The sequence below is a fragment of the Streptosporangium roseum DSM 43021 genome (assembly GCF_000024865.1).
Taxonomy (GTDB): Bacteria; Actinomycetota; Actinomycetes; order Streptosporangiales; family Streptosporangiaceae; genus Streptosporangium; species Streptosporangium roseum.
The window spans coordinates 1-26,614 of record NC_013595.1 but is presented as its reverse complement, the minus strand read 5'-3'; the positions used below and the strand labels follow the sequence as shown (position 1 = coordinate 26,614).

The window sequence follows — 26,614 nt, the reverse complement described above, 5'->3', positions numbered from 1 at the left end:
GACCCGCGTGAGAGTGGCCAGCGTGAGAGGGACCCGCCTGCGCATGTGAATCATGGCCGTGGTGCCCACCGTGCTCTCCATGTCCGGCGTGATCCATATGGTGCATCGGTTCCGACATCACAATCTCCTGACTCGCACGTCACACTGGCCTCGGTCACGATATACCGAAGGGGGGTATACATCAATGACTTTTTTGCCGTAAGGCCCCAAAAGCGGCACATCTTCACGAATGATCTACTTCACCCCAGGGCATCCCGGCAAGCCGCGACTCTACTACGGTCGATCGGTGTGGATCCGATGAGCCTCCACGATCACCACGTTGCCGAATGCGGGCACATCACGCCTTCGCGAGATGCGGATCCGATGGCGCAACGGGCCGTTATCAGCCTGTTTAAGGCACAATGTCTCTCCGTGGTCACGCAATTACGCCAGACATTGCGGTACCGGTGACTCCCAGGCTGACGACAGGGACGACACCTGGCCGGACATCTACGACCGCCGGTAGCATTGAATGATTCGCAGGTAGACGGGAGTCTCACACGATGCGAGGTCTGGGAGACCTGGAGTCCGCAATCATGAACCGGCTGTGGGCCTACCGCCGGCCCGCCTCGGTCAGGGACATGCTCGAAGATCTCCGCCGCGAGCGGGAGATCGCCTACACCACCGTCATGACGGTGATGGACAAGCTGCACACCAAGGGCCTGCTCCGCAGGAAGGCGGTCGGCCGGGCGTACGTCTACGAGACGGTGGCCACCAAGGAGGCCTACACCGCCGATCTCATGCGCAGCACCCTTGCGTCGGGCGGCAACCAGGCGGCCACCCTGGTGCACTTCCTGGAACGGCTGACTCCTGAGGAGTCGGCCGCCCTCGAGGCCGCGCTCAAGGTGTATCCCCCTGGGGGCCGCTCATGACGGCCGCCGTCGTTCTGGCGCTGTACGCCGTCGTCGCGGTGGTTACGCTGCCTCGGCTGTTGATCCGGGGTGAATTGGCGGAGCGCGCCCCTCGCCTGGCGATCGCCGTGTGGCTGGCCGCCTGCACCTCCGCGGTCGCCTCCGTGATCTTGTCGGCACTCGCCGCCGCGGTCCCCGCCACCGTGATCGGACACGGGCTGGCCGAGTTCTTCGAGGCGTGCGCGGCCATGCTCTCCCATGGCGCACCGCTCACCTCTCCAGGCACCCGCGCCGCCCTGCTCGGCGCCGCCGTCATCGCTGCCAGGATCACCTACTGCGGTGCGGCCATCCTCGTCAGGGCCAGGCGGGAACGGCGACAGCACGCCGGCATGTTGAACATCATCGGCCGCCACGACGGCGAGTTGGACGCGGTCGTGCTGGATCACGACGAGGCCGCCGTCTACTGCCTGCCCGGCCGGAAGGGCAGGGCGGTCATCACAACCGCGGCCCTCCGATCTCTCGCTCCCGAACAGGTGGCCGCGGTCCTCGCTCACGAGCAGGCCCACCTGCGCGGGCGGCACCACCTGGTGCTGGCCGCAGCCGAAGCGTTCCACCGGGCCTTCCCCGGCCTGCCGCTGTTCACTCGGGCGAGAAGCGAGGTCGCACGGCTGGTCGAACTCCTCGCCGACGATGTCGCGGCCCGCCGCCACTCCCGCATCCACATCGCCGCCGCGCTGGTACGGCTCGCCACCGGCCGAGCGCCGGCCTTCGCGCTGGGCGCGGGCGGCGAGACCGCCCTCACCCGCGTCAAGCGCATGCTCAACCCGGCCGCCCCCCTCGGCCACAGGGAACGCATCGCGGGACTCTCCGCCGTCGTCCTCCTCCTCGCCGGTCCTGCGGCCGTGGCCGCGACTCCCGGACTGCGCTCGTTCCTGGCCCACCACTGCCACAACATCTCGATCTTCTAACTACCGAATGATCTACGACAGCCAGTAGTAGAAACGATCTCCCCGCGCGGTTGCGCGGGGAGATCGTTTTCGCTACGCGGTTCTTTCGGCCGGTTCCAGACCTGCCAGGAGGTTGAAAGCGCCGGTCAGCAGGTTCAGGGTGACAAGGCCGACGATTTCCGCGATGATCCGGTCGCTCCAGCCGTGCGCCCGCAGTTCCGCGACGTCCTCGTCCGTGAGCGAGGACGGCTCGGCCAAGACACGGACGGCGACGGCGATGAGAGCCGCCTCGCGCGTGTCGGTGGAGGTTCCCTGACGGGCTAGCGCGATGTCAGTCTCGCTCAGTCCTGCCGCGCGCCCCGCCTCGGCGTGCGCGTCGAGGCAGTACGCGCAACCGATCCACTCCTGTACGGCAAGCGAGATCTTCTCGCTGAGGGCGCGAGGCACCTTGATCCGCCTCATGGCCCGGGAGAAGTCCAGGTAGCCCTGGAGCAGCGCCGGCGAGTGAGCCATCGTGGAGACCATTTCGCCCACGCTCCCCCTCCTCTCGACGATGTCGTTCAGCAGTTCACGGGACTTCTCAGGCGCGTTCGCGGGGTCCAGCGCGGTCAGGCGTCGCATAGGTCCTCCTCCGGGTTCACTCATGTACGGTACCCCCGCACGGTATATGTTCGGACAATGACGACACCAGAGCAACGGCTCATCGACCATCTGTCTCGCTGGCTCGGCGGCCGGCCCGCCACCACCGGACTCGACGTCATCGCCGAGCCGGGACGGGTACGCCCTGGCTGGGACGGCAGGATCCATCCCGTTCTGGGAGTGGGGAGCCCTCAGGGCGGCATCTTGTCGGTCCCGCCGGAGCATGCCGAGGCGATCGCGGACCAGTACGCCAGAAGCCTGGATCTGGCGACGTTCGGACCCATGATCCCCCCGCTGGCCGGTTTTCCGGAGCGCGGGTGGTTCACCGCCGTCTATCGCTGGACCACGCGCCCAGCACCCCTGGCCGACGCCGGCGTATGGGTCCCCGCTCACGATCCAGAGGCTCCCGAATGGCTGCGGCCCTTCGGCGGTGAGGTCCTGATCGCCCGCGATCCGGAGAGTGGCGCCCACCTGGCCGGCGTGGGAGTCAAACGGCATGACGACTATGGACGCGAGCTCGCCGTCGTGACGGCTCCACAGGCTCGTGGCCGCGGCCTGGCCCGCAGGCTGGTCGCCCAGGCAGCCCGGCGGATACTGGACGAGGGCGCCATACCCACGTACATGCATGCCCTCGACAACCGCGCCTCCGCCGCCGTCGCTGAGGCTGCCGGCTTTCCGGACATCGGCTGGCAAGCCTTCGGCGCGACCGAGCACTGACCCGGTCGGGCTCGATCAACGCCCATTCCTCGTCCGTGAGGTCACCACGCGCCATGCCCATGCCCGCCAGGGCCGGGCGCGCAGACGGATCCGCCACCTGATGATCCGGACCCGAGCAGGCCCTGGCCGGGACATGCCCCACGTGACCCCGTACCGGAGGGCTCCGGCGATGAGCTGTACGGCTGTCGCCGCGGCGAGCGGCCCCATTTCGAACATGGTGTGCTCGGGGCCGGCCGGATCGATTACTTGAAGCGGCGCAGCCGCAGGCTGTTGGTGACCACGAAGACGCTGGAGAACGCCATCGCGGCGCCCGCGATCATCGGGTTGAGCAGGCCCATCGCCGCCAGGGGCAGGGCGGCCACGTTGTAGGCGAAGGCCCAGAACAGGTTGCCCTTGATCGTGCCGAGCGTCCTGCGCGACAGCCTGATGGCATCGGCCGCCACCCGCAGGTCACCGCGGACCAGCGTGAGGTCGGAGGCCTCGATCGCCGCGTCGGTGCCGGTGCCCATCGCGAGGCCGAGGTCGGCCTGGGCGAGCGCGGCGGCGTCGTTGACGCCGTCGCCGACCATCGCCACGACCTTGCCTTCGCCCTGCAATTTCCTGACGACGTCCACCTTGTCAGCGGGCAGCACCTCGGCGATCACCTCGTCGATGCCGACCTCGGCCGCGACGCTCTTGGCCACCGCCTCGTTGTCGCCGGTCAGCAGGACGGGCGTGAGGCCGAGGGCGCGGAACCGCTGGATGGCCTCCTTGCTGGTCGGCTTGACCGTGTCGGCGACCACGAGGACGGCTCGGGCCTTGCCGTCCCAGCCGACCGCGACAGCCGTACGGCCTGCCGCCTGAGCGGCGTGCAGGGAACGCTCCAGGTCGGCGTTGAGGTGCTGTGACCACTCGGCGAGCAGCTTGGGCCGGCCGACCAGCACGGCGTGACCGTCGACGATGCCCTGCACGCCGAGCCCTTCGACGTTGGCGAAATCCTCCGGTGTGGGAAGCGCGCCGACCCGCTCGCTCGCTCCCTTGGCGACGGCCTGGGCGATCGGGTGCTCGGAGGCGTGCTCCAGGGCGCCCGCCAGGCGCAGGACCTCGTTCTCGTCCTCGCCGTCGGCCAGGTGCACGTCGGTGAGGGTCATCCTGCCCTCGGTGACCGTGCCGGTCTTGTCCAGCACGACGGTGTCGATCCGGCGGGTGGATTCCAGCACCTCGGGGCCCTTGATCAGGATGCCGAGCTGTGCTCCCCTGCCCGTGCCGACCAGCAGTGCCGTCGGCGTGGCCAGTCCGAGAGCGCACGGGCAGGCGATGATCAGCACCGCCACCGCGGCGGTGAAGGCCGCGCCCACGCCATCCCCTGTGCCCAGCCAGAAGCCCAGAGTGCCGAGGGCCAGGGCGATCACGACCGGGACGAAGACGCCGGAGATCCGGTCGGCCAGCCGCTGCACCTGCGCCTTGCCGGTCTGGGCGTCCTCCACCAGCTTGGCCATCTGGGCCAGCTGGGTGTCGGAGCCGATCCGGGTGGCGCGGACGACCAAGCGTCCGCCCGCGTTCACGGTGGCGCCGGTGACGGCATCGCCCGGCCGCACCTCCACGGGCACGGACTCGCCGGTGAGCATGGAGGCGTCGACCGCAGAGGAGCCCTCCTCGACCACGCCGTCGGTGGCGATCTTCTCGCCGGGCCGTACGACGAACCGGTCGCCGACGGCGAGCTGGTCGGTGGGGATGCGGACCTCGGTGCCGTCGCGGAGCACGGCGACGTCCCTGGCGCCCAGCTCCAACAGGGCACGTAGCGCTGCGCCCGCGCGACGCTTGGACCTGGCCTCGAAGTAGCGCCCGGCCAGGATGAACGCGGTCACACCCGCCGCGGCCTCAAGGTAGATGTTGCCGGAGCCGTCGGTGCGCTCGATGGTGAACGCGAACGGGTGGATCATGCCGGGCGTGCCCGCCGTACCGAAGAACAGCGCCCACAGCGACCAGCCGAGCGCGGCGATGGTGCCGAGCGATACCAGCGTGTCCATCGTCGCCGCGCCGTGGCGCAGGTTCGTCCAGGCGGCCTTGTGGAACGGCCAGCCCGCGTAGACAACCACCGGCGCGGCCAGCGTCAGCGACAACCACTGCCAGTTGGTGAACTGCAGCGGCGGGATCATCGCCATCGCGATCACCGGGACGGCCAGAACCACGGAGGTGATCAGGCGGCTGCGCAGCGGACGGAGCTCGTCCTCCGGTCCCTGCTCGCCTGCGGCCGCCTCGCTCTTGGGCGGAGCGGGAAGCGCGGCGGTGTAGCCGGCCGACTCCACGGTGGCGATCAGCTCCTGCGGGTCGATTCCCTCAGGAAAGGTGACCTTCGCCTTCTCCGTCGCGTAGTTGACCGTCGCGGTCACGCCCTCGAGCTTGTTCAGCTTGCGCTCGATCCGATTGGCGCAGGAGGCGCAGGTCATCCCGCCGATCGAGAGTTCGACCGCGTTCTGCAGGTCATCGGTGACGGAAGTCATCACCTCTCCTTTCTAACGTCGCGATCCTGCGTCAGTGGCTGTGCGGGGTGGAGTCGTGGTCGGTGCCCTTGCTGCTCGACGGGCCGGCCGACGGGCCGGCGGTGGACGCCGCTGTCGCCTCGCCGGCGCCGAGTGTGAAGTCGGCGGTGCGGACCTCGCCCTCGTGCTGGAAGTCCAGGAACAGCCGGTAGTCGCCGGCGCTGGGCACTTCGGCGTAGAAGACGATCTCGGGGCCGGCCTGGGTCTTGCCGTCACCGGGCGCGCCATCCGGGTGCACGTGCAGGTAGGCCAGGTCCCTGGCGCGAAGGGCCACCAGGTGGCCGTAGGCGCCGAGGTAGGGCTGCAGGTCGGTGACCGGCTTGCCGTCCTTGCTGACCTTGAGAGTGAGCTTGCTCGCCTGGCCGGGGGTCAGGTCGCCTTCGAGAGTGACCGTGTAGCCGTCGACGCCGACCGTACGGCTTGCCTGCGGCAGCGCCTTGGGCGCGTAGTCGCCTGCCACGAGCACGTCCGTGCCCAGGGTCAGCGCGCTCGCGCCGGTGGGGGCGAAGTCGGCGAAGGCGCGATACGTGCCGGCGGCAGGGAAGGTGAGCTTGACCGACCAGACGCCACCGCCGGCCTCGACCGGATGCACGTGCTGGAAGCTGCCCAGGTCGCGGGAGACCACGATGAAATGCAGCTTCTTGTCGTGCTGGACCTGGTAGTCGGTGACCGGCCTGCCGTCGGGGCCCGTCACGGTGAAGCGGAAGTCGGCGGGCTCACCGGGCTTGATCGTCGCCGTGAGCGGGGTCAGGGTGTAGCCGTTCTCAGACACTTGTAGCCCTCCGGGGGTATTTTGTGCAGCTGCTTGTGCGGGTGTCGTGGTGGCGTCGCCCCGATCGCCGTGGCCCGTGCTGTCGCCGTGGCCTGCGCTCGGGGCAGTGCCCTCGCCGCGGGTGGTCGTCTCGGGCGGGGCGCCGACCTCGCCGACCGCGCTGCCCACGCCGAGGGCCGCGCCGAAGACGACGGCGAGGCCGGCGACGTAGGTGACGAGCTTGGCGGGAGTGTTCACGACCGGTCCGCCACTTCGTATCCGGCGGCCTCGACGGCCGCTATGATCTGGGCGGTCTCGACCGGGCTGTCGCTCTCGACCGTCAGCAGTCCGCCGGCCAGGTCGACCTCGACGCCGGTGACACCGGCCACCTCGGTGACTTCCTCCTTGACCGAGCTGACGCAGTGGCCGCAGGTCATGCCCTTCACGGTGTAGATGGCAGTGCTCATGTCGATCTCTCCTCGGCTTGGTCAGGAACGGACAAGTCTGGCGATGGCATCTGTGGCTTCCTTGACTCTGGCGGTGGTCTCGGGGCCGCCCTTCGGGGCAGGCGCGGTGACGCACTGGGCCACGTGGTCTTCGAGCAGCGAGAGGGCGAAGGAGCGCAGCGCGCTGGTGACCGCCGACACCTGAGTGAGGGTGTCGATGCAGTACTTGTCGTCTTCGACCATGCGCTGCAGGCCGCGGACCTGCCCCTCGACCCGGCGCAGCCGCATCGCGAGACCCTGCTTCCTGTCGCCGCATCCAGCCATCCCCACCCCTCCCACCGGTTCATCGCTTTCAACATACCATACCCCCCTAGGGTATGTTTCAGGTAGGGGCGCGCCCGTGGGCACGCCCCGACCCCTCAGGCTCCGGTCTTCTCCGTCACGGGGCCTTCCTGGACGGCCCGCCCAGGCCTCCGCATGAGCGCCAGCGTGAGCACCGCCCCCCCTGCCGCCAGCACACCCGCCCCGACGAACGCCGCCTGGAAACCGTCGGTCAGCTTGAGCAGGTTGCCCATTTCGGCAGCGCCCTGGGAGGTCGCGACGGCGGTCATGACGGCCAGGCCGAGCGCCGACCCCACGTTGTAAGTGGTGTTGACGATGCCCGACGCCAGACCACTCTCCTCCGGCCGCGCTCCGGACATCGCGGACATCATCGCGGGGATGTAGGCCAGCGACATGCCGACCGCCGCGATCAGTGACGCCGGCAGCACGTCGGAGACGAACGCCCCGTCCGGCCGCACCAGGGACAGCCCCGCCACGCCGGCGGCCAGCACGAGCAGGCCGAGGACGATGAGCGGCTTGGCGCCGAACTTGCCGAGCAGCCGGGCGGTGATGCCGATCATGAAGATCATGATGGCCACGGTCATGGGCAGCAATGCCGCGCCGCTGGCGAAGGCTCCGTAGCCGAGCACCTGCTGCAGGTAGAGGTTGAGGAAGTACCACATCGGGATCCAGGCCGCGCCCAGCAGCGCCATCGCCAGGTTGGCGGCGGCCAGGCCGGGGGCCTTCCAGATCTTCAGCGGCATGAGCGGCTCGCGCACGCTGCGCTGGATGACCAGGAACAGCCCGAGCAGGACGGCAGCGCCCACACCCTCGATCAGCGTGATGGTCAGACTCTGCTCAGGAGCGCTGACGATGGTGTAGACGGCCAGCGCGATACCGGCCGTGACCGCGATCGCGCCCAGCACGTCGACCGAGCCCCGCTTGCCCTGCGTCGCCGGGAGCAGCGCGGGGACCGCGGCCAGGGTGGCCAGGCCGATCGGGACGTAGATGATGAAAACCCAGGGCCAGCTCAGGTACTGGGTGATGACGCCGCCGAGGAACACGCCCGCGGTGCCGCCGGCGGGCGCGGCGGCGCCGTACAGGGCCATGGCCTTGCCCAGCTCGCGCGGGTTGTGTCCGAAGAGCATCATGAGCAGCGTCATCGCAGCGGGGGCGATGAGCGCCCCGCCGACGCCCTGGACGGCGCGGCCGAGGATCTCGACCCAGGCGTTGCCGGCCGCCGCGGCGACGACGGAGCCGGCGATCAGGATGACCCAGCCGGTGGTGAAGATCTTGCGGGCGCCGAACAGGTCCGACAGCCGCCCGCCGAGCAGCAGCAGGCCGCCGAAGGCGACCACGTAGGCGTTGAACACCCACTGCAGGCTGCCCTGGGAGAAGCCGAGGTCGCGCTGCATGTCCGGCAGGGCGACGCCGATGATGGAGGTGTCCATGATGACCATGAACTGCGCGGCGGCGAGCACGATGAGTGCCTGCCACCTGCGTGGATTGACGGCGTTCATGCCGCACTCCTGGTTTCTCGCGTCCCGCCGGGTGGCAGGATGCGTTGTGGGGGTTGGGTGTGATTCGAGTCGGACCGGCCCCGCGGGTGGGCGTGCACGCCAATGCGCGCCCACCACCTGTTCTCCGGGACGCTTTCCCCGGGACGCGCCTTTCTCTAGGAGGCGCCGACGGGTGAGGCGCCGGCCAGCGTGTAGCCCGCCTGCTCCACCGCCGCGCGGATCTCCTCGTCGGAGAAGCCCGTCCCGCTGACCGTGACCAGGCCGGTGGCCAGGTCGACCTGGACGCCGGTCACGCCGCCGACGCTTTCGACCTCGGCGGAGACCGACGAGACGCAGTGGCCACAGGTCATCCCGCTGACTGTGTAGACCTTGCCCTCAGTGATCTCCACCTGGGCGGCGGTGCTGTCCTGGGTGCCGCACGCGCATGCCGTGCACATGGGATTCTCCTCTCGCATGTACCCCGGTGGGGTATCTCGGTTTGCGACTTTAACATACCCCCTAGGGGTTCAATTCCCAAGAGCGGGACCTGATTTCACGGATGAGCAGGGTGTCGACGAGCCGGCACAGGCGATCAGGACCGGTGGGCGCGACACCTTTCCAGTCACCCGTCTGTCGATCACGCCTCCGCTCCGCCCCAGGAGGCGTCCATCTGTGCGGCGCCGTACGGGGTGAAAGGTCAAAAGCACAGCGAGGGGCAGGTGGGGTGGCCCGGGCACCGGCCCATCCGCGCGGCGCCGTACGGAATGCTCCCCCCTACGGAGGGGCGGTGCGGGAGTTTTCCTTGATCTGTTGGGATTAGCGGCGCTACGGACAGCCAATTCCAACAGATCAAGGAAAAACCCTGATCACTGCCGCTCCCGGGGCTCATCGATACCTGCTCCGCCTCGCCCGGCCCACCACCGCCCCTCCCCAGGCCTTCCCACCCGCCCAACGGCGCCCCCTCTGAGCACCGCCCCCGGACCACGAGACACCGGCCGCACGGAAGAACCGGCCCCCACCCACCCCTCGCTGCGCTTTTGACCTTCCAGCCCGGCGAAGCCGCGTTGTTTGACGCCGATCGACCCCGGCCTCAGCCCCGGCACCGGATACTCGTACACCATTCCGCTGGACGTGACCGCGATCATGTCGTCTACATGATCAAAAGGAGTGAGGATGACGTCATCCCCCGCAGAGTTCCACTGGCTCTCAGACGAAGGGCCGTTGGATGACATCTTCTGTATCTCTTTCATTCGGGGTCTTCCCCCGCTTGAGGTGCTCGCTCGCCTCGGAGTGGATGAGATCACGATCAAAGAGATGACCTTCGACGAGTTCAACGAACTCGCGGTAGAACAGTGGATAAGTACAGGCGGTGACGCCCCGGACTACGTCGGTGCCGTGAAGCTCGGCAACTGGGCCATACTCGTCGAGCCCTTGGGCTGGCGGGTCCCTACCTATCCCAACGTACTGAACCGTCTCTCGGAGGGGACCGAGGTGGTGTCAGTCAGCCGACATGAGTATGCCTCCGATGAGTTCGTACACGTCATCAACCGCGACGTGATCGTGCGGTTCGATCCCCTTTCACCCCAGTACCGGACGGGTGTCGATCCGAAACGGTGGGAAGCCGTGATGGCCCGTGTCGGCTTGGGGCCTTTCACTTCCGATGACTCGATGCCTGATGACCCGATCGCCAGCGCCTTCGCTCTCGCAAGCGAGATCACCGGTGTCTCCTTCACCGCAGACGTACTTGATCAGCCTTTCCTCGTCGCCGTAGCCACCACAGAGTGATCAATATTTTCAACCATTCCTACGGTCTGCGGCCGCAAGAGCTTCCTCCAGAAGACCGCCCTGAGGAGATCTGCGGTTTGTGATCAGTGCCGCGACGTCGATCAGTTCCTTACGGGCGTGCCGGTTCAGCGCGACGGCGTCGGCCATGATGGGCAGGCTCACCTGTACGGCCGCCGCCGCGTCCCCGGCCTCGGCGTGGGCCTTGGCCAGACATGAGCCGTACCAGGCGCGATCACGCTTGTAGCTCTCCGGCAGGCCGGACAGACCGTCCGTCAGCAGATCGATCGCCTTGGACCAGTTGCCGAGCTGCAGCTCGGTCATGCCGCGCTGGAGGCGGAACCACGTCTCGTCGTAGAAGTACATCCACACCGGCTCGTCGTCGGCGTGCTCGGCGGCCTGGCGGATCAGCGCCTCGGCCTCGTCCAGCAGCGTGCGGGCGGGCCGGGCGTCGCCTGCGAGCGCGTGACCTCGGGCGGCCATCTGCGCGGCCATCCCCCGCACGCCGGGCGTGACCTGGCCGTCGTGCCGGCGGGCCGCGTCGGCGAGCCGTACGCACCTGCGAGCGTTGCCCGCGCTCCACGCCTGGTGGGCCTTCATGCTGAGCGTGGTCGTGGCCATGTTCACATCGCCGATCTCCAACGCCCAGTCATGAGCGCGGTCGTACCAGGCGAGCGCGGCGGCCTGGTCGTCGACGTCCAAGGACATCCACGCGACGAACTGGGCGTACTGCGCGGCCAGGTCAACCACCGTGTCGGCCAGCGAACCACGGGCGTGCTGGGCCAACTCGACCACCACGCCGAGTTGGGAGCGCACGATCCCGAGCAGCGGACGGGCGCCGATGGTGTCTTCAACCTTGCGGTGTTCGGCAAGGCAGATCGCCAGCCAGTCCACGGTCCGCTGATCCACCCGGCTGGGCTGCTGCACGCTGCGGGCGATCCGCTCGAACAGATCGGCGTCGGGTGCGACGGACGGCAAGGGCAGCGCGGGGACAGGAACGCTGGGACGCTCGGCGAGGTCGAACAGCTCGGCCTCGGTGGTCCGCAGCGCGCGGGCGTACAGCAGGCGGTAGCGCTCACTGGGGTAGTGGTCGCCGCGTTCCCATCCCCGGATGGTGCGGGTGAGGTCGTCGATGCTGGGCAGCCTGCCGCGTTGCTCTCCTGCGGCTTCTTTGAGACGACGGGCCATGTCCGCCACGGTGCCGACCTTGGCTTTGCGCTTCTCGCGCAGCCGTGCGGCCCACTCGGGGGGTGTTCCTGGGGTGCCCACTCGCCCACCTCCGGATATTCGCGGATACGGTCGTCCCCCTGGCTATCTCCTGTTGTCATCGTGCCCTGCCAGAACGCGACGGCTTAGCTGAACGTGATGATTACTTCACGGGTTCCGACGACCGCCGATCCGACTCTGCGGGCGATGCAGCATCTGCGCGTGGAGCTTGGACACCTCGGCATCACCGCCGACCTCCACCACGGGCACGGGGCAGCCCTGCTCAGTGTGTGGGTGGATCTACTCGTCTGGTCCGACGGCTCCCGCTTCCTGTGGTGGAACGGGGACTACTCATCCCATACCGATCGAAGGAAATACGCAGCCCACCTTGCAGACCACCCGGCGACGGCCGCTCGCCGGATCGCTGCGCGCTACGCCGATCTCCGCAAGACGCGTCCCATGTCCTCTCCGGTCGCGGAGAGCGCGCCATGATGCCGCTTGAGGAGTGTGTGAGTCCCCACTTGGTGATGGCTCAGCGCGATCACGTAAGGCTGGACTGGCGCAAGCCGTATCGGGCCTTGGAGAGGGTGCGGCCGACAGCATGGACATGTGCCTGCTGGGCCACGGTCTACGAGCTGTGTGAGGGCGGCGGTCGGGCATTCCTGCGGCGGACCATTTAGCTCGACGGCGATCGTCAGGTGGAAGACCTCACGGTGACCGATCAATGAGGAAGGCCAAGCGCAACGTGGTGATGCTGTGCGAGATCCCCAAAGGACGGGAAGGGCGTCCCTCGAAGTCGCTGACGCTCGACCAGGCGGCGTCGGTGCTCAAGGCGGCCGAGGGGGCGAACCTGTACGCCTACGTCGTGGTGTCGCTGCTCATCGGTGCCAGGACCGAGGAGTTGCGGGCGCTCACGTGGGCGCATGTGGACCTGGACAGCCGGCCGGACGCGGATCCCCCGTCCCACCGTCGATCATGGTGTGGCGTTCGGTACGGGCCGGGGGAGACACCAAGACGGAGAAGTCCCGGCGGACGCTCGCTCTCCCCAGGCTGTGTGTGGACGCCCTGCGCGGACACCGTGAGCGGCAGGCGCTCGCGCGGAGGAAGGCGGGAGACCTGTGGGAGGAAAACGACCTCGGCTTCGCCGGCAAGCAGGGGACCGAGTTGGACGCGGCCAACGTGCGCCGGGCCTCCGAGTGATCCTCAAGAGGACCGACCTGGACCCCGACGAGTGGACGCCCCGGGAGATGCGGCACAGCTTCGTCTCGCTGCTGTCGGACTCCGGTGTCGCGCTGGAGAACATCTCCCGCTTGGTCGGCCACAAGGGGACCGTGGTGACGGAGAAGGTCTACCGGAAGCAGCTCCGCCCTGTGCTACTGGAAGGGGCGGAGGCGATGAACCTGATCTTTCCCGGTGAGGCCAGAAAGGCTTAGTCACTCACTTGGCCACCCGGAAGATCAAAAAGGCCACTTCCTCTAACAGGAAATGGCCTCTGAACTGTGTGGGGCTACCAGGACTTGAACCTGGGACCTCTTCCTTATCAGGGAAGCGCTCTAACCGTCTGAGCTATAGCCCCTCGTTACGAGAGAGAACGGTATCGCATCCGCCTGCTGGAGGCGAACCCGTCCGTTCGAACAGGGAAAAGCTTACCCTGTTTCGGCACCCGCTTGCGCCATGTCCCCGGCCCGGAGACCGGGGACACGGCGGCGGTTACCTACTCGGCCTCGCTGAAGGTGACTTCCACGCCGCCGACCAGGTCGGAGGCGATGTTGTAGATCACCGAGCCGAGGGTGGACAGGGCGGTGATCAGCACCACGTTCACCGCGCCGATCAGAGCGGTGTAGCCGAGGATGCGGACCGGCTCGAACCAGGAGGCGACGTCCACCCCGCTGGTGGACTTGCCGTCGGCCGTCGTGAGCTGGTTCACCGTCTGGATGATGTTGTCGAACACCCCCAGGCCGGACAGCACCATGTAGAGCACCGCGACCGCGACGAACAGCACGACGAAGCAGACCAGGGAGACCACGAAGCTGAACTTCATGGCCGACCAGGGCTCGATCCGGCGCAGCACCAGGTGGGCCTTGCGCGGCGCCCGGGGAGAGGGGTCGGCCGCCTTCCTGCCCGGCGCCTCAGGCGCGGGGGACGACAGGCCTCCCGGAGCCCAGGAGGAGCTGTCGGTCTCCGCGGACCGCGGGCGGATGCGCACCGTGGAGTCGCTTGGCTTGCCGTCCTCGATCGCTGTCACGTTCTGCCTGCCCTTGAAGTCGTCGGTTACCGATTTATCGGTCTCCGGCGTGGGCTTGCTACCGTCAGCCGGGGACTCGGCCACATCGACGGCGTCCGCTTCAGTGGCCTTGTCCATCTTCTCCGTCACCTGGTCGCGTGTCGATGAGGAGGCCGGACGTGGACCTGGTCTGGCCTGAGCGCACACAGGCTACTCCCCTTCCCCGTTTTGCTCGGTCTCCAACGCATCGTTGTGCTCGGTCTCCAACGCCTCGGCATTACGGGCGAGAGCCACGACGCTGTCCCCCTCTGCGAGATTCATCAGACGTACCCCCATGGTCTGGCGACCGGACTGCTTGATCTCCCCTGCGCTGGTCCGAATAACCCCGCCGGCGGACGTGATCGCGAAAACCTCGTCCTCCGGCCTGACCATGGCAGCACCAACCAGCTTGCCACGAGCGCTGACGATCTTGGCAGTCAGGACGCCCTTGCCGCCCCGTCCCTGGACGGGGTACTGATCGGCCGGGGTGCGCTTGGCATACCCGCCTTCGGTCGCGATCAACACGTCGTCGCCGTCGCCGATGCGGTTCATCGCCAGCAGCTCGTCCCCGCCGAGGAAACGCATGCCGATCACACCGCTGGTCGCCCGGCCCATCGGGCGCAGGGCCTCGTCGGAGGCCGTGAAGCGGATGGACTGGGCGCCGCGGGAGACCAGAAGGAGGTCGTCCTCCTCCGACACCAGCCTGGCAGCGATCACCTCGTCATCTTCTCGCAGGTTGATGGCGATCAGGCCACCTGAACGCGGCGAGTCGTACTCCGACAGCCGCGTCTTCTTCACCAGACCGCTGCGGGTGGCCAGCACGAGGTACGGCGCGACCTCGTAGTCACGCAGGTCCAGCACCTCCATGACGACCTCGTCGGGCTGCATGGCCAGCAGGTTCGCCAGATGCTGGCCGCGCGCGTCCCGGCCGGAGTCGGGCAGCTCGTAGGCCTTGACCCGGTAGACCCGGCCCTTGTTGGTGAAGAACAGCAGCCAGTGGTGGGTCGTCGTGACGAAGAAGTGGTCGACGATGTCGTCCTGCCGGAGCTGCGCGCCGCGCACGCCCTTGCCGCCGCGCTTCTGCGCCCGGTAGAGGTCGGTGTTGGTGCGCTTGGCGTAGCCGCCGCGGGTGATCGTGACGACCATGTCCTCCTCGGCGAGGAGGTCCTCGATCGACATGTCGCCCTCGTAGGCGATGATCTCCGTCTTCCGCTCGTCCCCGTACTTCGAGACGATCTCCGAGAGCTCGTCGAAGACGATCGTGCGCTGGCGCTCCGGCGAGGCCAGGATCGCCTGGTAGTCGGTGATGTGCGCCATCAGCGTGTCGTATTCGTCGGTGATCTGCTGGCGCTCCAGGGCGGCCAGCTTGCGCAGCTGCATGTCGAGGATGGCCTGCGCCTGGATCTCGTCGATCTCCAGCAGCGCCATCAGGCCGCCCTGGGCGGCCGACGCCGACGGCGAGCGCCGGATGAGGGCGATGACCTCGTCCATCCGCTCAAGCGCCTTGAGCAGCGCGCGCAGGATGTGGGCGCGCTCCTCGGCCTTGCGCAGCAGGTAGCGCGTCCGGCGGACCACGACCTCGATCTGGTGCGCCACGTAGTGGCGGACGAACTGGTCCAGCCGCAGGGTCCGGGGCACGCCGTCGACCAGGGCCAGCATGTTGGCGCCGAAGGTGGTCTGGAGCTGGGTGTGCTTGTAGAGGTTGTTCAGGACGACCTTGGCGACGGCGTCGCGCTTGAGCACGATCACCAGGCGCTGGCCGACGCGGGAGGAGCTCTCGTCGCGGACGTCGGCGATGCCGGTGATCCGGCCCTCCTTCACCGACTCGGCGATCGACAGCGCCAGGTTGTCCGGGTTGACCTGGTAGGGAAGCTCGGTGACGACCAGGCACTGGCGCCCCTTGGCGTCCTCCTCGACCTCCACGATCGCCCGCATCGTGATCGAGCCGCGGCCGGTCCGGTAGGCGTCGTCGATGCCGCGGCGGCCGACGATCAGCGCGCCGGTCGGGAAGTCGGGGCCCTTGACCCGGGCGATCAGCGCTTCGAGCAGCTCCTCGTCGGAGGCCTCGGGGTTCTGCAGGGCCCACCTGACGCCGTCGGCCACCTCGCGCAGGTTGTGCGGCGGGATGTTCGTGGCCATGCCGACCGCGATCCCGGCCGACCCGTTGACCAGCAGGTTCGGGAACCGCGACGGGAGGACCAGCGGCTCCTGGGAACGCCCGTCGTAGTTGGGCTGGAAGTCGACAGTGTCCTTGTCGATGTCACGGATCATCTCCATGGCGATCGGCGCGAGCTTGCACTCGGTGTATCGCATGGCGGCCGGCATGTCGTTGCCCGGCGATCCGAAGTTGCCCTGGCCGTCGATCAGCGTGTAGCGCAGCGCCCAGGGCTGTGCCAGCCGTACGACGGTGCCGTAGATCGACGAGTCGCCGTGCGGGTGGTAGGAGCCCATGACGTCACCGACGACGCGCGAGCACTTGAAATACCCCCGGTCGGGGCGGTAGCCGCCGTCGTACATGGCGTAGAGCACGCGGCGGTGCACCGGCTTGAGTCCGTCGCGGACGTCGGGCAGCGCACGGGACACGATGACGGACATCGCGTAGTCCATGTAACTGCGCTGCATCTCCGACTGGATGTCGACCGGCTCGATGCGCTCTACGAGCGGAGTGTTCACATCCGTCACGGGTGGTGGATCCCTTTCAGAGAAGAGTCTGTACGGCTACCGCTACACATCGAGGAATCGGACGTCTCGCGCGTTCCTGATGATGAAGGAGCGGCGGGCCTCGACGTCCTCACCCATGAGAACGCTGAACAGCTCGTCGGCCTGGGCGGCGTCGTCGAGGGTGACCAGGCGCAGGACGCGGGTCTCGGGGTTCATCGTGGTCTCCCAGAGCTGGGAGGCGTTCATCTCGCCCAGACCCTTGAACCGCTGGATGCCGTCGTGCATGCGCGGGTCGCGCTTGCCGCGGGCGATGCCGTCCGCGATGATCGCGTCGCGCTCCGGGTCGGAGTAGGCGTAGGAGGCGTCCTCGCCCCGGCGGTCCCACTTGATCTTGTAGAGGGGGGGCTGGGAGAGGTAGACGTGCCCGGCCTCGATCAGCGGCCGCATGAAGCGGAACAGCAGCGTCAGCAGCAGCGTGTTGATGTGCTGGCCGTCGACGTCGGCGTCGGCCATCAGGATGAGCTTGTGGTAGCGGAGCTTGGTGATGTCGAACTCGTCGTGGACGCCGGTGCCCATCGCGGTGATCAGCGCCTGGACCTCGGTGTTCCGCAGCACCTTGTCGATGCGCGCCTTCTCCACGTTCAGGATCTTGCCTCGGATGGGCAGGATCGCCTGGAACTTGGAGTCGCGGCCGCCCTTGGCCGAGCCGCCCGCCGAGTCACCCTCGACGATGAACAGCTCGCACTTCTCGGGGTCGCTCCACTGGCAGTCGGCCAGCTTTCCGGGCAGACCGGAACCGGACTCCAGCAGCGACTTGCGCCGGGTCAGGTCGCGGGCCTGGCGGGCGGCCAGACGGGCGCGGGAGGCCTGCAGGGACTTGTTGATGATGTCCTTGGCCTCGCCGGGGTTGCGCTCGAACCAGTCGCGCAGGTGGTCGTTGCAGGCCTTCTGGACGAACGACTTGGCCTCGGTGTTGCCCAGCTTGGTCTTGGTCTGGCCCTCGAACTGCGGGTCGGCCAGCTTCACCGAGATGATCGCGGTGAGGCCCTCACGGATGTCCTCACCGGCCAGGTTGTCGTCCTTGCCCTCCTTGAGGAACTTCTGCTCGCGCGCGTAGCGGTTGACGATCGACGTCAGCGCCGCGCGGAAGCCCTCCTCGTGGGTGCCGCCCTCGGCCGTGTTGATCGTGTTGGCGAAGGTGTAGACCGACTCGCTGTAGGAGTTGTTCCACTGCATGGCGATCTCGACCGAGATCCCCTCGCCGCTCTCCTCGAAGTCGATCACGGAGACGTGAGCGGGCTCCTTCTTGGAGTTGAGGTGCTTGACGAAGTCGGACAGGCCGCCCTCGTAGTGGTAGGTCGCCTCTTTGGGCTCGCCGTTGATGTGGTCGGGCCGCTCGTCGCGCAGGGAGATCGTCAGGCCCTTGTTGAGGAAGGCCATCTCCTGGAAGCGGCGCGAGAGCGTCTCGAAGTTCCACGTGGTGGTCTCGAAGATCGTCGAGTCGGCCCAGAAGGTGATCGAGGTCCCGGTCTCCTCGGTCGCCTCCCCCTTGACCAGGGGGTGGAGCGGCCGGGTCTCGGCATAGCTCTGCTGCCAGTGATGCCCGTCGGTGCGGATCTCCACCTCCAGCTTGCTGGAGAGGGCGTTCACCACCGAGACGCCCACGCCGTGCAGGCCGCCGGAGACCGCGTAGGACTTGCTGTCGAACTTGCCGCCCGCGTGCAGCACGGTGAGGACGACCTCGACGGCCGGGCGGCCCTCCGCCTCGACGATGCCGACCGGGATGCCCCGGCCGTTGTCCACGACCCGCACGCCGTTGTCGGCGAGCAGGGTGACCTCGATGCGGTCTGCGTGGCCGGCCAGCGCCTCGTCGACGGAGTTGTCCACGACCTCGTAGACGAGGTGGTGGAGACCGCGCTCGCCGGTCGAGCCGATGTACATACCTGGGCGCTTACGGACCGCCTCGAGTCCTTCGAGGACGGTGATTGAGCTAGCGTCGTAGGACAAGTGCGGAATCCTCCTGCCGCGGACATGCAGCGGGAGCGAACTTCAGCCCCGCCGTGCCCGTCACCGTCGTGAATGCCCCGATGCGCTCACCCAGGGGAGTCGGCTTACGTGCCGGGGGTGACACGCAAACGGACGTGTCCGGAATTCAGTTTCATTCTAGCGGCTCAGAGCGCATGATGTGGCATTGACGGGCTCTAGAACGCTCTGTCGCGCGTCGACCCTCCACTTAAGCATCCCCCTACACGGAGGGGGGTCGTCGCGCCAGAAGGGCCGCTGATCCGTTTCTGGCCAGTCGATCAGCCGTAGGTGTCACCCGGGCCGCGGCTCCCGGTGACCCGCAGACCGCCACTGGGACGCGGGCCGTTCTGCGGGCCGCGCACCTTCACCCGCTGCACCGTTCCGTCCCCGAGCTCCTCGTTCAGGCGTCTGACCAGGGTTCTTGCCAGCAGCCGCACCTGGGTCGCCCAGGCGGTGGAGTCGGCGACCACCAGGACCTCGCCGTCGGCGAAGGTCTCCGGCTTGGTGTGCGCGGCCAGATCGGGACCGACGATCTCGTGCCAGCGGCCGAAAACCCCGCCCACGGCCACGGGCTGTTCCCAGCCGCGGTCGGCCAGCAGGTCGGTGATGGCCCGACCGAAAAGCTGGGGGTCGCCGAAATCCCTGCGCGGCCCGGCCGCCCTGCGCCGGGGCTCCCGGCGGGGAAGCTGCCCCCTCTTGGCGGCGTCGGCCTTGGCCTGGGCCAGCTTCTCCCTCGCCAGCGCGGCGCCCTTGGCCGCCGCGCTCTTCGCCGATCCGGGCTCCGGCGGCGTGCCGCCCGCCGCGGGGCGGGCGGCCCCGATGGATTCCGGCCCGCCCGACGCGGGACGGGCGTCCCCGGAGGGCGCCGGGCCGGAATCCGGCGGCCTCTCATCGGACACGGTGCACGCTCCCCTCGGTGACGTCGAACCGGGCCCCGACCAGCTCCGCGGGGACGTCGGCGGCGACCGCGGCGGTGATCAGCACCTGCTCGGCCGGGGCGACGATCCCGGCCAGCCGGCCGCGGCGCTGGTTGTCCAGCTCGGCGAAGACGTCGTCGAGGATCAGCACCGGATCCCCGCCGTCGGCCCTGAGCAGGTCGTAGGCGGCCAGCCGGAGCGCCAGCGCGAACGACCACGACTCGCCGTGGCTGGCGTAGCCGCGGGCGGGCAGCTCTCCCAGGCCGAGGAACAGGTCGTCGCGGTGCGGGCCGACGAGGGTGACCCCGCGTTCGATCTCGGAGGTGCGGACCTCCAGCAGGCCGGCGCGGAGCCGCTCCTCCAGGGTCGCGCGGTCGCTCCCCTCCTCGGTGGACAGCGTGCCGCGGTATTCCAGCGCGGCGGGAGCGGAGTTGGGCGCCAGGGCGGCGTAGGAGGCGGCGACCAGCGGCCGCAGCGCCTCGACGAGCTCCAGGCGGGCCGCCAGCAGCTCGGCGCCGTGCCTGGCCAGATGGGCGTCCCAGACCTCCAGGGTGCTCAGTGGGTCTCCCGCGCCGGCCGCGGCGAACGCCGCGTCGTTGTCGGCCCGCCGCCCGCTCCGGCCGCCCCGCCGCGCCTGGGCCGCCGTGCGCAGCAGCGCGCCGCGCTGCTTGAGCACCCGGTCGTAGTCGGCGCGGACCCCGGCGAAACGGGGCGTCCTGGCGACCAGCAGGTCGTCGAGGTAGCGGCGCCGCTCCGAAGGGTCGCCCTTGACCATGGACAGGTCCTCGGGGGCGAACAGGACCGTGCGCAGCAGCCCGATGACGTCGCGCGGGCGGGAGACCGGCGAGCGGTTCAGCCTGGCCCGGTTGGCCTTGCCCGGGTTGATCTCCAGCTCGATCAGCGCCCGCCGGTCCTCCCGCACGACCACGGACCGGACGATCGCCCGCGCCGCCCCCTGCCGCACCAGCGGCCCGTCGGTGGCGACCCGGTGGCTCGACTGCGTCGCCACGTAACCCAGCGCCTCGACCAGGTTGGTCTTGCCCTGCCCGTTGGGGCCCACGAAGGCCGTGACACCGGGCTCCAGGCCGAGGTCGACGGTGTCGTAGGACCGGAAGTCGGTCAGGGAGAGGTTGGCGACATGCACCCCAGGAAGATTAGTCGGCCACGCCCGCATCCGGGGCCTCGCCGCGTCCGCCCGGCCCGCGCCTGTGGACGAGCCCGGCCCCGTGCGGGCCCGTGCCCTGCTGCGGGAGCGGGCGACCGTACGGCTCGCGCCCGCGGGAGCACGCCGATCCCGACTCCGAGGTGTTCGTCACCGTACGGCTCGCGCCCCGCGGGAGGGGCCCCTGGCCGGCGGGCCGGAACCGGCCTGCGCGCGGCGTACGGCCCGCGCTCGTGGGAGGGGTGCGGGCCGTACGGGGAGACGGTGGTGCCGTCGCCTACTTGTCGACCTCCACCGGCGGCACGACGTCGGCGCCGGGGGCGTCGGCGCCCTTGGCGAACTCGCCCTCCTTGGCGGTGACGGCGTGCCCGCCGAACTGGTTGCGCAGGGCCGCGACGACCTTCATGGCCGGGGAGTCCTCCTGCCGGGAGGCGAACCTGGCGTACAGCGCGGCGGTGATGACCGGCAGCGGCACCGCGTGGTCCACGGCCGCCTGCACCGTCCACCGGCCCTCGCCGGAGTCCTGCGCGTAGCCCTTCAGCTCGGCCAGGGCCGGGTCCTCGTCGAGCGCGCGGACCATCAGGTCCAGCAGCCACGAACGGATGACCGTGCCGTGCCGCCAGCTCTTGAAGGCGCCGGGCACGTCGGTCACGACGTCGGAGGCCTCAAGCAGCTCCCAGCCCTCGGCGAAGGCCTGCATCATGCCGTACTCGATGCCGTTGTGGACCATCTTGGCGAAGTGGCCGGCGCCGACGTCGCCCGCGTGGACGAAGCCGCCCTCCTCGGGCCTGAGGGTCTCGAAGATCGGCATCAGCCGCTCGATGTCGGGCTTGGAGCCGCCGACCATCAGCGCGTAGCCGTTCTCCAGGCCCCAGATCCCGCCGCTGACGCCGCAGTCGACAAAGCCGATCTTCTTGGCCCCCAGCTCGGCGGCGTGCTTCTGGTCGTCCAGATAGTGCGAGTTGCCGCCGTCGATCACGATGTCGCCGGCCGACAGCAGGTTGCCGAGCTCCTCGACCGTCGCCTGGGTCGGCGCTCCCGCGGGCACCATGACCCACACCGCGCGCGGCTCCTGGAGCCGGTCCACCAGGTCCTTCAGGCTTGAGACGTCACTGACCGCCGGATCGCGGTCGTAGCCGACGACGTCGTGACCTCCGCGGCGCAGCCGCTCGGCCATGTTGCCGCCCATCTTGCCCAGTCCGACCATGCCGATCTGCATACGAGCACCCCCTTCAGGGTTCCATCATCCACCTACACCCGGCGTGCCAGCGCAAGCCGTACCAGATCGGCGTTTCCGTCAACAGGATCACCCACAGGGCTGTGGAGGACGTCCTCCAGACCGATGCGCGCGGCCAGGCCCAACTGCCCTGCCTCGTCCACAAGTATCCAAGCCGGTCCTTCCTCCCCGTGGAGGAGCCTGGGGCCGGGGACGGAGAGCTCGTCCAGACGGCCGAGCACGGCGTGCGCGCGCGACACGGCGGTGTCGGCGGAGCCTCCGATGATCTCGACGAGAACCCGCACGCACTCCAGCCCCGTCGAGGCGAGCGCGTCGGCGTCGTCCACGGACCAGACTCCGGCCTCGACCCCCACGCCGAGCCGTCGGAGATCATGCCACAGGTCGGAGAAGCCGGGTTCGGAGAGGTTCACCGACGCGAAGTCCGGCCGGTCACGCGCGGGGAGCGCGGCCCAGCCGCGCACGGCCTCGCGCCTCGCCTCCACGTCCCCGCCCGATATCCACAGCCCCGTGCTCACCCCGACGGGGAGGCCGGGGCAGGCCCGCCGTACCGCGCGGACGGCCGCACCGATGTGGACGGCGCTGAGTGACTCGCTGCCCGCCTCGTCGCGCGGATGCATGTGCACGGCCGCCGCACCCGCCTCACGGGCCTCACGGGCCGCCTCAGCGAGCTCCAGGGGTGTCAGGGGAAGGGCCGGGTGCTCCCCGGCCTTCCTGCTCCCGTTGAGACACGCCTTGATCATGGTCATGCCCGTCCGCCTCTCCCGGTGACGCCTCGCGCCCGCGGCCGGGGTCCTCCCGGCCGCTCCGGGACAAGGGTGTCAGCTCGACAGGCGGATGGGCATGATCAGGTAGCGGTAGTCGGGGACGCCCCCGTCGTCCACGTGCTTGCCGCCGGTGAGGATCGCGGGCTTGGTGGAGGTGGTCATCTGCAGGCGGGCCACGTCGGAGTCGATCGCGCCGAGCCCCTCGAGCAGGAACTGGTGGTTGAAGGCGATGTTGATGTCGTCGCCCTCGAAGTCGACCGGGAGCACCTCGACCGCCTGGGCCTCGTCCCCGCTGCCCGCCTCCAGGACGACCTCGTCGCCGCGGAAGGCCAGCCGGACCGGGGTGTTGCGCTCGGCGACCAGGGCCACGCGCTTGACGGCCTCGACGAACGCGCTTGTGGACAGATCCGCCCGGGCGGAGAACTCGGTCGGCAGCAGCGAGCGGTACTTGGGGAACTCGGGGTCGAGCAGGCGGGTGGTGGTGCGGCGGCCGGCGCTGGAGAAGCCGATCATGCCCTCTCCGGTGCCGCCGACGGAGCTCATCGCGACCTCGACCTCGGCGCCGGTGCTCCCCAGGGCCTTGGCCGCGTCGGCCAGGGTCTTGCCGGGGATCATGGCGATCGCCGAGAAGTCGGGCTGGCCCGGCTGCCACTTCAGCTCCCGTACGGCGAGGCGGTAGCGGTCGGTGGCGGCGAGGGTGACGGTGTCGCCCTCGATCTCCATGCGCACGCCGGTCAGCATCGGCAGGGTGTCGTCCTTGCCCGCGGCCACGGCGACCTGACCGACGGCCGAGGCGAACACGTCGCTGCCCACCCGCCCGGCGGCCGGGGGCATCGTCGGCAGGGAGGGGTAGTCCTCCACAGGCATGGTGAGAAGTGTGAACCGGGCGCTGCCACAGGTGACGACCGCCTTCGCGCCCTCCACGACGAAGTCCACCGGCTGTGCGGGGAGCGCCCTGGTGATCTCGGCGAGGAGCCGGCCCGAGACGAGCACCACGCCCGCCTCGCCGCTCTGCGGTTCGAGGGTCACCTCGGCGGAGACCTCGTAGTCGAAGCCGGAGAGCTTGAGTTGCCCCTTCTCCGTGACCTCGAGGCGCATGCCGGCCAGCACCGGCACGGAGGGACGCGCCGGAAGACTGCGTGCCGTCCATGCGACCGCCTCAGCGAGCACGTCTCGCTCGATCCGGAACATCACGTGGATCTGCCTCCTGTGTGTTGAGCGCTCTTCGCTCGGTGCCTTGGGTTCGAGTGTGCACTGTCCCGCACATGCGCTCCCCGGAACCCCTCTATGGGTCTTGGGTTTTCTAGTTAGAGATACAAGGGGTCATCGCATTAGGGGCTGTGGAAACTGTGGAAGACCGTTGTTTTCGCAGGTCAAGTATAGTTTTTCCATCCACTGGGCCTGTGGGTGGACGATGTGGAGAACTCAAGGGCCTGGGGAGAACCGAGCTGTACACACAGGCCGTCCCCAGATCTTGGTGTCTTCGTCCACCGGTTATCCACGAGGTTTCCCCAGGTTCTCCACGGGGTAGAGAGTCGTTTTGTCCCTGTGGAAAACTCTCTTCACAGGGCGTCCACAGGTTGTCCACGAGTTCTCCCCAGGTTCTCCCCAGATTCGTCCCCAGGTTTCGGAGACGTCCGGAACCCCCCGGACCAGCGATGATCATGGTCGGACGCGCCGATCGCCTCCGGCTGACACGTCCGTACCACTGATCCACAAGGTTTTCCACAGCCTGTGCATCACGGTGGAGGGAATCTCATCCATTGCGCGACTGCTGCTTGATCCTCGTGGTGAGTTCGTTGACCTGGTTGTAGATCGAACGACGCTCCGCCATGAGCGAGCGGATCTTCCGGTCGGCGTGCATGACCGTGGTGTGGTCGCGTCCGCCGAACTGCTGGCCGATCTTCGGCAGCGACATGTCGGTGAGCTCCCTGCACAGATACATGGCGATCTGCCGGGCGGTGACCAGGACGCGCGAGCGCGACCCGCCGCACAGGTCGTCGATCGACAGGCCGAAGTAGGCGGCGGTGGACGCCATGATCGTGGCGACCGTTATCTCGGAGCCGGCGTCCTCGGTGATCAGGTCTTTGAGCACGACCTCGGTGAGCTGCAGGTCGACCGACTGCCGGTTGAGGCTGGCGAACGCGGTGACCCTGATCAGGGCGCCTTCGAGCTCGCGGATGTTGGTGGAGATGCGGCTGGCGATGTACTCCAGCACCTCGGGCGGGGCGGCCAGGCCCTCCTGGATCGCCTTCTTGCGCAGGATCGCGATGCGGGTCTCCAGCTCGGGCGGCTGGACGTCGGTGATCAGGCCCCACTCGAAGCGGTTGCGGAGCCGGTCCTCCAGGGTGACGAGCTGCTTGGGCGCCCGGTCGCTGGAGATGACGATCTGCTTGTTGGCGTTGTGCAGGGTGTTGAAGGTGTGGAAGAACTCCTCCTGCGTCTGCTCCTTGCCCTCCAGGAACTGGATGTCGTCCACGAGCAGGATGTCGACCGCGCGGTAGCGGCTGCGGAAGCCGTCGGCCTTGTGGTCGCGGATGGAGTTGATGAAGTCGTTGGTGAACTCCTCCGAGCTGACGTATCTCACCCGCGCGCCGTCGTAGAGGCTCTGCGCGTAGTGGCCGATCGCGTGCAGCAGGTGGGTTTTCCCCAGGCCCGAGTCGCCGTAGATGAACAGCGGGTTGTAGGCCTTGGCCGGCGCCTCGGCCACCGCGACGGCGGCCGCGTGGGCGAAGCGGTTGCTGGAGCCGATGACGAAGGTCTCGAAGGTGTACTTCGGGTTCAGCCGGGCGGGCTCCCCCTGGGTGCGGCTGCCGCGGCTGTCCCATCGGTTGTGCACTCCGCCGGCGCCCGGGCTCTGCGCGGGACGCTCGAAGGTGTCCGGTTCCGAGCGCGAGGGAGGAGAGGGCCGCGGGGTGTATCCGCCCCGGCCGTATCCGCCGCCCTGCTCCGCCGGCGGCGGGGCGGGAGAGGGCTCCGCCGGGAGGTACGGCTGCGCCTGCTCATCCCTGTGTTGATAGGAATAGGAGAACGGCTGGGCCTGTGGCTGATGCTGTGGATATTCGGTGGACGGCGGGGCCGCGGTCCCGGCAGCCGGGTAGGGATGCTGAGCCCCGGAAGCACTGTGGTGCTGGGAGGTCACCGGCTGTGCATAACTTTGCTGCGGCCCGCCACTCTGTGGATAACTCGTCGGCGGCGCCTGTGGATAGGACTCCGGGCGGGAGGCGACGCCGGAGTCGGAGCCCGTGGCGCTGGGGTCCACCATGACCGCGACCCGCATCGGGCGGCCGAACTCCTGGGAGAGCGCGTGGCTGATCAGGGGACGGAGCTTGTCCTCCAGGACATCCCTGGCGAAATCGTTGGGGGCCGCGAGCACCACCGTGTCGTTCATGAGGCCGAAGGGCCGGGTCATGCTGAGCCAGACGCGCTGCTGGGACGGGACGCTCTCGTTGAGGGAGTTCTCCAACGCCCGCGCCCAGACCGCGCCGAGGTCCATTGCATCCATTGCCCGGTCCACCTCCTCCGACGCGGCCCCCGTGAGCTCACCGCGATCTGTTTATCCACACCGATGATCGCCGGGCGCATCGGATTCCCCTGGTTATCCACATGCCGGCCTACCCGTGGCCCCGCGGGGGCGCTGCCTGGAATCCACATTGAATCCACACGGTGTGCACAGCCCCGCACTTGCCGCCTGACGCGTTCCGGCAGCGGAGAGAAGGTCTGGGAGGGCCGACAGTAGCCCTGTCCACAGCTGTGTACAAGACGTTGTCCACAGCCTAGTGGCAGTGCGGGGGAGGCTGAGTGCACATCCTGTGGACGGCGGGGCGGCGGTGGATAAAGGGGCTGTGGATTCGTGGATAACCTA

General features: G+C 68.7%; 23 protein-coding genes and 1 tRNA gene. 6 read left to right on the top strand and 18 right to left on the bottom strand.

Annotated features, from left to right (window positions below; all coding sequences use genetic code 11):
- The first annotated feature begins 542 nt into the window (after positions 1-542).
- Both SROS_RS00120 and SROS_RS00115 read left to right on the top strand, forming a co-directional pair.
- Positions 543-911, top strand: a complete 369-nt coding sequence (locus SROS_RS00120) for a BlaI/MecI/CopY family transcriptional regulator (RefSeq protein ID WP_012886830.1) — start codon at positions 543-545, stop codon at positions 909-911.
- The gene (locus SROS_RS00115) at positions 908-1,858 is read left to right on the top strand and encodes a M56 family metallopeptidase (protein WP_012886829.1); all 951 of its coding nucleotides are present in this window, start codon (positions 908-910) and stop codon (positions 1,856-1,858) included. The genes SROS_RS00120 and SROS_RS00115 overlap by 4 nt, the downstream gene beginning before the upstream one ends.
- 72 nt (positions 1,859-1,930) lie before the next feature.
- On the opposite strand, the gene SROS_RS00110 is transcribed toward SROS_RS00115, so the two are convergent.
- Positions 1,931-2,458, bottom strand: a complete 528-nt coding sequence (locus SROS_RS00110; protein ID WP_012886828.1) for a carboxymuconolactone decarboxylase family protein — start codon at positions 2,456-2,458, stop codon at positions 1,931-1,933.
- Between the two features lie 57 nt (positions 2,459-2,515).
- Between SROS_RS00110 and SROS_RS00105 the strand changes: the two genes are divergently transcribed.
- Entirely contained in the window at positions 2,516-3,193 is a 678-nt protein-coding gene (locus SROS_RS00105; protein WP_012886827.1) for a GNAT family N-acetyltransferase, read from the top strand.
- 242 nt (positions 3,194-3,435) lie between these two features.
- Here SROS_RS00105 and SROS_RS00100 read toward each other — a convergent pair whose 3' ends face one another.
- The 6 genes from SROS_RS00100 to SROS_RS00075 form a co-directional block, all read right to left on the bottom strand.
- Positions 3,436-5,676, bottom strand: a complete 2,241-nt coding sequence (locus SROS_RS00100) for a heavy metal translocating P-type ATPase (RefSeq protein ID WP_012886826.1) — start codon at positions 5,674-5,676, stop codon at positions 3,436-3,438.
- 31 nt (positions 5,677-5,707) lie between these two features.
- On the bottom strand, positions 5,708-6,724 hold the full coding sequence (locus tag SROS_RS00095) for a hypothetical protein (protein WP_012886825.1): 1,017 nt from the start codon (positions 6,722-6,724) through the stop codon (positions 5,708-5,710).
- Positions 6,721-6,933, bottom strand: a complete 213-nt coding sequence (locus SROS_RS00090) for a heavy-metal-associated domain-containing protein (protein ID WP_012886824.1) — start codon at positions 6,931-6,933, stop codon at positions 6,721-6,723. The genes SROS_RS00095 and SROS_RS00090 overlap by 4 nt, the downstream gene beginning before the upstream one ends.
- Before the next feature lie 21 nt (positions 6,934-6,954).
- The gene (locus SROS_RS00085; protein ID WP_012886823.1) at positions 6,955-7,236 is read right to left on the bottom strand and encodes a metal-sensitive transcriptional regulator; all 282 of its coding nucleotides are present in this window, start codon (positions 7,234-7,236) and stop codon (positions 6,955-6,957) included.
- Positions 7,237-7,331: 95 nt separating this feature from the next.
- Entirely contained in the window at positions 7,332-8,753 is a 1,422-nt protein-coding gene (locus tag SROS_RS00080; RefSeq protein ID WP_012886822.1) for an MFS transporter, read from the bottom strand.
- A gap of 155 nt (positions 8,754-8,908) precedes the next feature.
- A complete protein-coding gene (locus SROS_RS00075; protein ID WP_012886821.1) occupies positions 8,909-9,190 on the bottom strand; it encodes a heavy-metal-associated domain-containing protein in 282 nt (93 codons plus the stop codon).
- A 715-nt stretch (positions 9,191-9,905) separates the two neighbouring features.
- Here SROS_RS00075 and SROS_RS00070 point away from each other — a divergent pair.
- Positions 9,906-10,517, top strand: coding sequence for a DUF6461 domain-containing protein (locus SROS_RS00070; protein WP_012886820.1), 612 nt, complete (start codon positions 9,906-9,908; stop codon positions 10,515-10,517).
- 9 nt (positions 10,518-10,526) lie between these two features.
- Here SROS_RS00070 and SROS_RS00065 read toward each other — a convergent pair whose 3' ends face one another.
- The gene (locus tag SROS_RS00065; RefSeq protein ID WP_012886819.1) at positions 10,527-11,783 is read right to left on the bottom strand and encodes a helix-turn-helix domain-containing protein; all 1,257 of its coding nucleotides are present in this window, start codon (positions 11,781-11,783) and stop codon (positions 10,527-10,529) included.
- A 912-nt stretch (positions 11,784-12,695) separates the two neighbouring features.
- On the opposite strand from SROS_RS00065, the gene SROS_RS51875 reads away from it, so the two are divergent.
- Together SROS_RS51875 and SROS_RS51870 are read left to right on the top strand one after the other, a co-directional pair.
- On the top strand, positions 12,696-12,920 hold the full coding sequence (locus SROS_RS51875) for a site-specific integrase (RefSeq protein WP_218919792.1): 225 nt from the start codon (positions 12,696-12,698) through the stop codon (positions 12,918-12,920).
- Entirely contained in the window at positions 12,917-13,153 is a 237-nt protein-coding gene (locus tag SROS_RS51870; RefSeq protein ID WP_245564525.1) for a site-specific integrase, read from the top strand. The genes SROS_RS51875 and SROS_RS51870 overlap by 4 nt, the downstream gene beginning before the upstream one ends.
- A gap of 69 nt (positions 13,154-13,222) precedes the next feature.
- Here SROS_RS51870 and SROS_RS00050 read toward each other — a convergent pair.
- The 10 genes from SROS_RS00050 to dnaA form a co-directional block, all read right to left on the bottom strand.
- Positions 13,223-13,296 (bottom strand) — tRNA-Ile (locus SROS_RS00050).
- 138 nt (positions 13,297-13,434) lie between these two features.
- Positions 13,435-14,082, bottom strand: a complete 648-nt coding sequence (locus SROS_RS00045) for a DUF3566 domain-containing protein (protein ID WP_012886817.1) — start codon at positions 14,080-14,082, stop codon at positions 13,435-13,437.
- A gap of 72 nt (positions 14,083-14,154) precedes the next feature.
- Positions 14,155-16,665 carry a DNA gyrase subunit A gene (gene gyrA / locus SROS_RS00040; RefSeq protein WP_012886816.1) on the bottom strand — a complete coding sequence of 837 codons (2,511 nt, stop codon included), beginning with the start codon at positions 16,663-16,665 and terminating at the stop codon, positions 14,155-14,157.
- A 42-nt stretch (positions 16,666-16,707) separates the two neighbouring features.
- Complete coding sequence (gene gyrB / locus SROS_RS00035; RefSeq protein ID WP_012886815.1) at positions 16,708-18,651, bottom strand: DNA topoisomerase (ATP-hydrolyzing) subunit B; 1,944 nt, start codon at positions 18,649-18,651, stop codon at positions 16,708-16,710.
- 296 nt (positions 18,652-18,947) lie between these two features.
- Positions 18,948-19,568 (bottom strand): DciA family protein, encoded by a 621-nt coding sequence (locus SROS_RS00030; protein WP_012886814.1) that lies wholly within the window; start codon positions 19,566-19,568, stop codon positions 18,948-18,950.
- Positions 19,558-20,730 (bottom strand): DNA replication/repair protein RecF, encoded by a 1,173-nt coding sequence (gene recF, locus SROS_RS00025; RefSeq protein WP_012886813.1) that lies wholly within the window; start codon positions 20,728-20,730, stop codon positions 19,558-19,560. The genes SROS_RS00030 and recF overlap by 11 nt, the downstream gene beginning before the upstream one ends.
- Positions 20,731-21,025: 295 nt before the next feature.
- On the bottom strand, positions 21,026-21,967 hold the full coding sequence (gene gnd, locus SROS_RS00020) for a phosphogluconate dehydrogenase (NAD(+)-dependent, decarboxylating) (protein ID WP_012886812.1): 942 nt from the start codon (positions 21,965-21,967) through the stop codon (positions 21,026-21,028).
- 32 nt (positions 21,968-21,999) lie between these two features.
- Complete coding sequence (locus SROS_RS00015; RefSeq protein ID WP_012886811.1) at positions 22,000-22,731, bottom strand: 3-keto-5-aminohexanoate cleavage protein; 732 nt, start codon at positions 22,729-22,731, stop codon at positions 22,000-22,002.
- 72 nt (positions 22,732-22,803) lie between these two features.
- Positions 22,804-23,943, bottom strand: coding sequence for a DNA polymerase III subunit beta (gene dnaN, locus SROS_RS00010; RefSeq protein WP_012886810.1), 1,140 nt, complete (start codon positions 23,941-23,943; stop codon positions 22,804-22,806).
- A gap of 562 nt (positions 23,944-24,505) precedes the next feature.
- Positions 24,506-26,245 carry a chromosomal replication initiator protein DnaA gene (gene dnaA / locus SROS_RS00005; RefSeq protein ID WP_425358641.1) on the bottom strand — a complete coding sequence of 580 codons (1,740 nt, stop codon included), beginning with the start codon at positions 26,243-26,245 and terminating at the stop codon, positions 24,506-24,508.
- Positions 26,246-26,614 lie beyond the last annotated feature (369 nt).